This is a genomic window from Cellulomonas sp. P5_C6 (genome assembly GCF_054049635.1).
Map to the genome: position 1 here is coordinate 1 of NZ_JBFULZ010000197.1, position 7,458 is coordinate 7,458.

Here is a 7,458-nt window from a genome sequence, read left to right on the forward strand (position 1 = left end):
CGTCCGGGTCGCTGCCCCACAGGCTCCGGTAGGGGATGCGGCCCAGCGAGACGACCTCGCGGACCGTGAGGGGGACCGTGCTCGACGACTCCTGCTCGAGCAGGGCGATGCGCTGCGCGCGGCCCTTGCGCGGCAGCTCGTGGACCGGCGTGGCGTGGTCGACCAGGACCCCGCCCCGCTCGGGCGGGAGCAGCCCGGCGATGAGCCGAAGCAGGGTCGTCTTGCCCGCGCCGTTGGGGCCGAGCAGCCCGGTCAGGTGGCCCGCGGGTGGGGTGGCGTCGATGCCGTCGACCACCCAGCGGCCGCCCAGGCGGGTGCCGACGCCGTCGAGGGTCAGCTCCATGCCATCCCCTTCCCGCGGCGCAGCAGGTACGCGAAGACGGGGACCCCGATGAGGGCCGTGACGATGCCGACGGGCAGCTCCCGCGGGTCGAACAGCGTGCGCGCGAGGGTGTCCGCCCAGATCAGGAACACCGCGCCGCTGAGCGCCGCCACGGGCAGCAGCCTGCGGTGCGCCGGACCGGTGAGCGACGAGACCGCATGGGGGAGGATCAGGCCGACGAAGCCGATGGCCCCGCTCACCGCGACCATCGCGCCCGTCAGCAGCGCGACGACCGTCATCAGGGTCCAGCGGGTGCGGTCGACGTCGATGCCGAGCGCCCCGGCCGACGTGTCACCGAACGCGAACGCGTCGAGCCGGGTGGCGGCCCCGAGCAGGACCACGCCGGTGACGACGACCGCGGACCCGGCGATGGCGACGGACGACCACGTGGAGCCCGCCAGCGACCCGAGGAGCCAGTTGAGGATCTCGCGGTAGGAGTCGCCCGTGGCGGTCCAGAAGATGACGAAGCTGGTGCCGGCCGCGAACAGCTGCGACACGGCCAGGCCGGCCAGGACCGCCCGGCCCGGTGCGAGCGTGCCGCCGGTGCGGGCCAGCGCCAGGGTGGCGACGAGGGCCACCAGCGCGCCCGCGAAGGCCGCGACCGGGAGCAGCAGGCTCACACCCACCACCAGCACCGCGACGGCGCCCAGCGACGCGCCCGACGACAGCCCGAGCAGGTACGGGTCGGCCAGCGGGTTGCGGGTCAGGCTCTGCATCACCGCGCCGGCGATCGCGAGCCCGGCCCCGACCGCCGCCGCCGTCAGCACGCGGGGCAGGCGCAGGTCCCACACGATCGCGTCGTGCAGGCGCGGTACCGGGCTCACCGGGAGGCCCAGGTGCCCGCCGATGCTCCGCGCGACCTCCGAGACGCTCAGGTCCGCCGGTCCGATGGTCACCGCCACCAGGATCGTCACGACCGGCGCTGCGAGCCCGGCGGCGACCAACAGCGCGAGCGGTGTCCGGGCTCTCACCCCAGCGCGGCGAGCTGGTCGTCGAGGGACTTCACGGCGTCGGCGTTGCGCACGCCCGCCTCGGACGCCGGGAACGGGATGGTGAGGTACCGGTGCTCCTTGACCGCCGTGAGCTGGTTGGTCGCCGGGTTGGCCTCGAGCATCTCGATCTTCTTCGCGGCCGTGTTCCAGCTGGCGTCCACCAGCACGATCACGCTCGGGTCCGCCGCGACGATCTGCTCCCAGCCGGCCGACGTCCAGGTGTCGTGCACGTCGGCGAAGATGTTGGTCAGCCCCGCGGCGTCCATCATCATCTGCGGCGCGCCGATGCCCGCGCCGACGTACGGGGTGTCGGAGCCCGAGCTGTACCAGAGCGCGGTCGTCTTCTCGGTCGGCTTCGTCACGGCCGCGAGCGTCGCCTTCTGCTCCGCGATGAGCTCCTCCGCGCGGTCCTGCACCCCGAAGATGCTCGCCACCTCGCGGATCTCGTCGTCGACCTTGTCGAAGGTCAGCGGGTCGGGCATGTAGTCCGGCTCCTTGCACGCGGCGGGGGAGACGTAGCTGGCGATCCCGAGGTTCGCCAGGGTGCTGCGGTCGCCGACGCCGTCGGCCGAGAAGTTCGACTCCCAGCCGCCGTAGACGAAGTCCGGCTCCAGCGCGAGCAGCGCCTCCTGGCCGGGCACCTTGTCCGAGACGACGGGGATCGAGTCGTAGGCCGCAGCCTGGTCGTCCGGCACCGGGCCGTCGGCGAACGCGGTGCCGATCATCACGTCCTGCAGCCCGAGCGCCAGCAGCATCTCGGTCGCCGTCGACTTGATGGTGACGACCTTCGTCGGCGGCGCGTCGATGGTGACCGGCGTGCCGCAGTTGTCGAGGGAGACCGGCGCGAACGTGGCGCTCGGCGTGCTGGTCGGCGCGGTCCCGGACGTGCTCTGCGCCGCCGAGCAGCCGGCGAGCGCGAGGGTCGCCGCGGCGGCGACGACGAGGATGCGGGTTCTGGGCATGAGGGGTGCGGGCTCCGGGGTGCTCGTTCGCCAGGCGCGCGGCGGTGCATCGCTCGCGCGGGGGTGGGGTGCACGTCGCACCTCCGGAGGGCCGCCCACGACCGGGCGGCGCGACCCGGCCAGATCCGGTCGGGTTCCGCGCACAGAGTAGGCCTGGGGGGTGGCCTCTCGGCAAGCGGAGCCGCTGGTCAGTGGCGGATCTCTCGCTCAGGGGGCCGCGGCCAGGGCGAGGGCGCGGGCGACGTCGTCGACCTCCGCGCCGAGCAGGCCGACCGTGACGCGGACGTGGTCGCCCGCACCGCTCGTGCCGTCGGCGCAGAACGGGGCGCCCGGCGCGACGCGGATCCCGGCGGCCTCGAGCCGGACGAGGGCGGTGCGCTCGTCGTGCACGGGCAGCCACAGGTTGATGCCGTCGCCGGGCTCGAGCGCGATGTCGTGGGTGGCCAGGGCCTCGCGCAGGGCCCGGCGGCGCGCGAAGTACACGCGCCGGGCGTGGGCGACGGCCTCGATGGCCCCGCCGTCGGTCAGCAGGTCCACCAGGACGTGCTGCAGGAGCCGGCTGGTCCAGCCCGGGCCGAGCATCCGCCGGGCCACGAGGCCGTCGAGGACGGTGGCCGGTCCCCCCACGGCGGCGATGCGCAGGTCGGGCCCGTGCGACTTCGAGTAGGAGCGGACGTGCACGACGCGGTCGGGCAGGAACGCCCCGAGGCTCACGTCCCGGGCCGACGCGATCTCGCCCGAGTGGTCGTCCTCGACGACCAGCGCGTCGTGCCGGCGCAGGACGTGCGCCAGCTCCCGCGCCCTGGTCGCCGTCGTGCTCACGCCCGTGGGGTTGTGCGCGCGCGGCTGCAGCACCACGACGCCGGCCCCGCCGTCGAGCGCCCGCTCCAGGTCGTCGGGCCGCATGCCCTGCCGGTCGAGCGTGACGGGCACCCGCTCGAGCCCCAGCTGGTCCAGCAGGTCGAACAGCGGCGGGAAGCCGGGGTCCTCGACGGCCACGCGCGAGCCGTAGACCGCCACCCGCTCCAGGACGCGGCTGATCGCGTCGAGCGCCCCGTCGACCACGGTGATCCGCTGCGCAGCGAACGGCCACGACTCCCGCAGCAGCACCTCGAGCGCGGGCACGACGGGGGCGGCCAGGTAGGCGCCCGTGTCCGCCGCGGGGCGCTGCAGGGCGACGCGGGCGAGGGCGGGGCCGATCAGGGGCAGGAGCTCGGGGTCCGGGGTACCTGTCGAGAGGTCGACCCGCGCCGGGGCGCCGCCGGCGAGGTCGCGGTAACGCGGCGGCAACCAGCTCGCCGGCGGCGGGAGCACGACCGTGCCTGCGCGACCGCGGGAGATGACGATGCCGACGGCCGCCAGCGCCTGCCAGGCGCCGCTGACCGTCGCGGGGCTGACGCCGAGCTCGGCGGCGAGCGTCCGGACGGTGGGCAGGCGGTCGCCCGGCCGCAGGTCACCGCCACGCACGAGGCGGGCCACGGTCGCGGCGATGCCGCGGGGGCTGCGGTCGTCGACGTGGGCGGCGAGGTCCATGCGGGCCAGGATGCATGCCCCGGGCGCCGCGTCCGACGCGGTCCGGCGTGGCGCCCGCGTGCGGGACGAAGTGTTTACGCGGCGGTCATCGATGTTCGCGTCCAGGAAACGGGGAGTAACGCCGCAGAAATGTTCAACCCCGACAGTCACATTCCAGGCTACGGTGCCAAGAACGGGCACTCAGGCGCCGCGTGGGCTCCGAGGCCGGTCGAGGACAGAGAAGCGGAGGAGCCCTATGACCGTCGTACGCGTCGCGTTCACCCAGGCCACCTGGACGGGCGACAAGGAGTCGATGACCGCGCTGCACGAGGCCTGGACCCGGGAGGCCGCCTCGCAGGGTGCCCAGATCATCGCGTTCCAGGAGCTCTTCTACGGCCCGTACTTCGGGATCACGCAGGACACCGCGTACTACGACTACGCGGAGTCCGTGCCCGGCCCGACGACGGAGCGCTTCTCGGCGCTGGCCAAGGAGCTCGGCATCGTCATCGTGCTCCCGGTCTACGAGGAGGAGCAGCCGGGCGTCCTGTACAACACGGCGGCGGTCATCGACGCGGACGGCAGCTACCTGGGCAAGTACCGCAAGCACCACATCCCGAACCTGCCCAAGTTCTGGGAGAAGTTCTACTTCCGGCCCGGCAACCTCGGGTACCCCGTGTTCGAGACCGCGGTCGGCAAGATCGGCGTGAACATCTGCTACGACCGGCACTTCCCGGAGGGCTGGCGCGTGCTGGCCCTCAACGGCGCCGAGGTCGTCTTCAACCCGAACGCCACGGCCCCGGGCATCTCCAACAAGCTGTGGGAGATCGAGCAGCCGGCCGCGGCGGTGGCCAACGGCTACTTCGTCGTCGCCAACAACCGCGTCGGGCTCGAGGACAACGAGTACGGCGACGAGGCCGTCAACTTCTATGGCTCGTCGTACGCGGTCGGCCCCGACGGCAACTACGTCGGCGAGGTCGGCTCATCGAGCGAGAACCAGCTGCTGATCCGCGACCTCGACCTCGACCAGGTGCGGATCGTGCGGGAGCGGTGGCAGTTCTTCCGCGACCGCCGGCCCGAGGCCTACGGCCCGATCGTGGCTCCGTGAGCGGGGAGGGACACCGATGAAGACCCTGATCTCCGGCGGCACCCTGGTCAGCGCGACCGGGCGGACGGCCGCGGACGTGCTCATCGACGGCGAGACGGTCGCCGCCGTGCTCAGCCCCGGCTCGACGCTGCTCGGCTTCGACCTCGCCGCGAACGTCGACCAGGTCATCGACGCGAGCGGCAAGTACGTGATCCCGGGCGGCATCGACGCACACACGCACATGGAGCTGCCGTTCGGCGGCACCAACGCCTCGGACACGTTCGAGACGGGCACCCGGGCAGCGGCCTGGGGCGGGACGACCACGATCATCGACTTCGCCGTGCAGCGCACGGGGGAGCGGGTCATGGACGGGCTGGGCGCCTGGCACGAGAAGGCCGCCGGCAACTGCGCGATCGACTACGGCTTCCACCAGATCATCGGCGGCGTCGACGAGGACTCGCTCAAGGCGATGGAGGGCCTGGTCGCCGAGGGCATCACCAGCTACAAGCTCTTCATGGCGTACCCGGGGGTCTTCTACTCCGACGACGCCCAGATCCTGCGCGCGATGCAGAAGGCGGCCGACCTCGGGCTGCTGACGATGATGCACGCGGAGAACGGGCCGGCCATCGACGTGCTGGCCGCGCAGCTGGTCGCCCAGGGCAAGACCGACCCGTACTACCACGGCATCGCGCGCGCCTGGCAGCTCGAGGAGGAGGCCACGCACCGCGCGATCATGCTGGCCGACGTCACGGGAGCCCCGCTGTACGTGGTGCACGTGAGCGCCAAGCAGGCCGTGGCCCAGCTGGCGTGGGCGCGCGACGCCGGCAAGAACGTGTTCGGCGAGACGTGTCCGCAGTACCTGTACCTGAGCCTCGAGGAGCAGCTGGGAGCACCAGGCTTCGAGGGCGCCAAGTGGGTGTGCTCCACGCCCCTGCGCTCGCGGGCCGAGGGTCACCAGGAGCACATGTGGCAGGCGCTGCGGACCAACGACCTGCAGATGGTCAGCACCGACCACTGCCCCTTCTGCATGAAGGGCCAGAAGGACCTGGGGGTCGGTGACTTCCGGGCCATCCCGAACGGGATCGGCTCGATCGAGCACCGGATGGACCTCATGTACCAGGGGGTCGTGACGGGCCAGATCACGCTGGAGCGCTGGGTCGAGCTCACGTCGACCACGCCCGCGCGGATGTTCGGGCTCTACGGGAAGAAGGGCGTCGTGGCGCCGGGGGCCGACGCCGACGTCGTGGTCTACGACCCCGCGGGGCACACGTCGATCGGCGTGGGCAAGACGCACCACATGAACATGGACCACTCCGCGTGGGAGGGCTACGAGATCGACGGGCACGTCGACGTCGTCCTGTCGCGGGGGTCCGTCGTCGTGGACGAGACCGGCTACCGCGGGCGCGCCGGGCACGGGCAGTACGTGCCGCGCGGCCTGTCCCAGTACCTCCTGTAGATCGGACCCATACATGGACTTCGGCGTCGTCCTGCAGACGAACCCGCCCGCCTCCCGGACGGTGGAGCTTGCCCGCCTGGCCGAGACGCACGGGTTCAGCCACGTCTGGACCTTCGACTCGCACCTGCTGTGGCAGGAGCCGTTCGTCATCTACTCGGCGATCCTCGCGGCCACCCGCAAGGTCATGGTCGGCCCCATGGTGACCAACCCCGCCACCCGGGACTGGACGGTCATCGCGTCGCTGTTCGCCACGCTGAACGAGATGTACGGCAACCGGACCATCTGCGGCATCGGTCGCGGCGACTCGGCGGTGCGCACCCTGCACGGGAAGCCGTCGAACCTGGCGACCCTGCGTGAGGCCGTGCACGTGATCCGCGAGCTCGCCAACGACCGGGCCGTGGAGATCAACGGGGCGAAGGTGCAGTTCCCGTGGTCGCGGGGGTCGGCGCTCGACATCTGGGTCGCCGCGTACGGGCCGCTCGCGCTCAAGCTCACGGGCGAGGTCGGCGACGGGTTCATCCTGCAGCTCGCGGACCCCGACATCGCCGCGTGGACCATCAAGGTGGTGCGGGACGCCGCGGAGCAGGCCGGCCGGGACCCCGACGCGGTGAAGTTCTGCGTCGCAGCGCCGATGTACATCGGGGACGACCGGGCGCACATGCGCGAGCAGTGCCGCTGGTTCGGCGGGATGGTCGGCAACCACGTGGCCGACATCGTCGCCCGGTACGGCGCCGACTCGGCCGTGCCGAAGGCCCTGACCGACTACATCGCGGGGCGGCAGGGCTACGACTACAACGAGCACGGGCGTGCGGGCAACACGCACGCCGCGTTCGTGCCGGACGAGATCGTCGAGCGGTTCTGCATCCTCGGCGGCGCGAGCGAGCACGTCGAGCGCCTGGAGGCCCTGCGCGAGCTCGGCGTCACGCAGTTCGCCGGCTACCTCCAGCACGACAACAAGGAGGAGACGATGCGCGTGTACGGCGAGCACGTCATCCCCGCGCTGGCGACGCCGGTCGTGGCCACCGCATGACCGATCTCGCGACGACCCTGGCCCCGCCGCGGACCGTCCC

7 protein-coding genes are annotated in these 7,458 nt (G+C 72.5%); 3 read left to right on the forward strand and 4 right to left on the reverse strand.

Annotated features, from left to right (window positions below; all coding sequences use genetic code 11):
• The 4 genes from ACXJKG_RS17520 to ACXJKG_RS17535 form a co-directional block, all read right to left on the reverse strand.
• Nucleotides 1-343: ATP-binding cassette domain-containing protein (locus ACXJKG_RS17520; RefSeq protein ID WP_456847022.1), on the reverse strand; the 343-nt coding region annotated here is incomplete at its 3' end.
• On the reverse strand, nucleotides 334-1,353 hold the full coding sequence (locus ACXJKG_RS17525; protein WP_456847023.1) for a putative F420-0 ABC transporter permease subunit: 1,020 nt from the start codon (nucleotides 1,351-1,353) through the stop codon (nucleotides 334-336). The genes ACXJKG_RS17525 and ACXJKG_RS17520, both read right to left, overlap by 10 nt.
• A complete protein-coding gene (locus ACXJKG_RS17530; protein WP_456847024.1) occupies nucleotides 1,350-2,336 on the reverse strand; it encodes a putative F420-0 ABC transporter substrate-binding protein in 987 nt (328 codons plus the stop codon). Before ACXJKG_RS17530 ends, ACXJKG_RS17525 begins: the two co-directional genes overlap by 4 nt.
• 207 nt (nucleotides 2,337-2,543) lie before the next feature.
• The gene (locus ACXJKG_RS17535; protein WP_456847025.1) at nucleotides 2,544-3,869 is read right to left on the reverse strand and encodes an aminotransferase-like domain-containing protein; all 1,326 of its coding nucleotides are present in this window, start codon (nucleotides 3,867-3,869) and stop codon (nucleotides 2,544-2,546) included.
• Nucleotides 3,870-4,104: 235 nt separating this feature from the next.
• On the opposite strand from ACXJKG_RS17535, the gene ACXJKG_RS17540 reads away from it, so the two are divergent.
• The 3 genes from ACXJKG_RS17540 to ACXJKG_RS17550 are packed head-to-tail and all read left to right on the forward strand — an operon-like array spanning nucleotide 4,105 to nucleotide 7,418.
• Entirely contained in the window at nucleotides 4,105-4,953 is an 849-nt protein-coding gene (locus ACXJKG_RS17540; protein WP_456847026.1) for a nitrilase-related carbon-nitrogen hydrolase, read from the forward strand.
• 16 nt (nucleotides 4,954-4,969) lie between these two features.
• A complete protein-coding gene (gene hydA / locus ACXJKG_RS17545) occupies nucleotides 4,970-6,388 on the forward strand; it encodes a dihydropyrimidinase (protein ID WP_456847027.1) in 1,419 nt (472 codons plus the stop codon).
• Between the two features lie 13 nt (nucleotides 6,389-6,401).
• Nucleotides 6,402-7,418 (forward strand): TIGR03842 family LLM class F420-dependent oxidoreductase, encoded by a 1,017-nt coding sequence (locus tag ACXJKG_RS17550; protein WP_456847028.1) that lies wholly within the window; start codon nucleotides 6,402-6,404, stop codon nucleotides 7,416-7,418.
• Nucleotides 7,419-7,458 lie beyond the last annotated feature (40 nt).

Coding starts and splice junctions, on each gene's coding strand:
- ACXJKG_RS17530 (WP_456847024.1), bottom strand. CDS start 2,336: ATGCCCAGAACCCGCATCCTCGTCGTCGCCGCCGCGGCGACCCTCGCG.
- ACXJKG_RS17535 (WP_456847025.1), bottom strand. CDS start 3,869: ATGGACCTCGCCGCCCACGTCGACGACCGCAGCCCCCGCGGCATCGCC.
- ACXJKG_RS17540 (WP_456847026.1), top strand. CDS start 4,105: ATGACCGTCGTACGCGTCGCGTTCACCCAGGCCACCTGGACGGGCGAC.
- hydA (WP_456847027.1), top strand. CDS start 4,970: ATGAAGACCCTGATCTCCGGCGGCACCCTGGTCAGCGCGACCGGGCGG.
- ACXJKG_RS17550 (WP_456847028.1), top strand. CDS start 6,402: ATGGACTTCGGCGTCGTCCTGCAGACGAACCCGCCCGCCTCCCGGACG.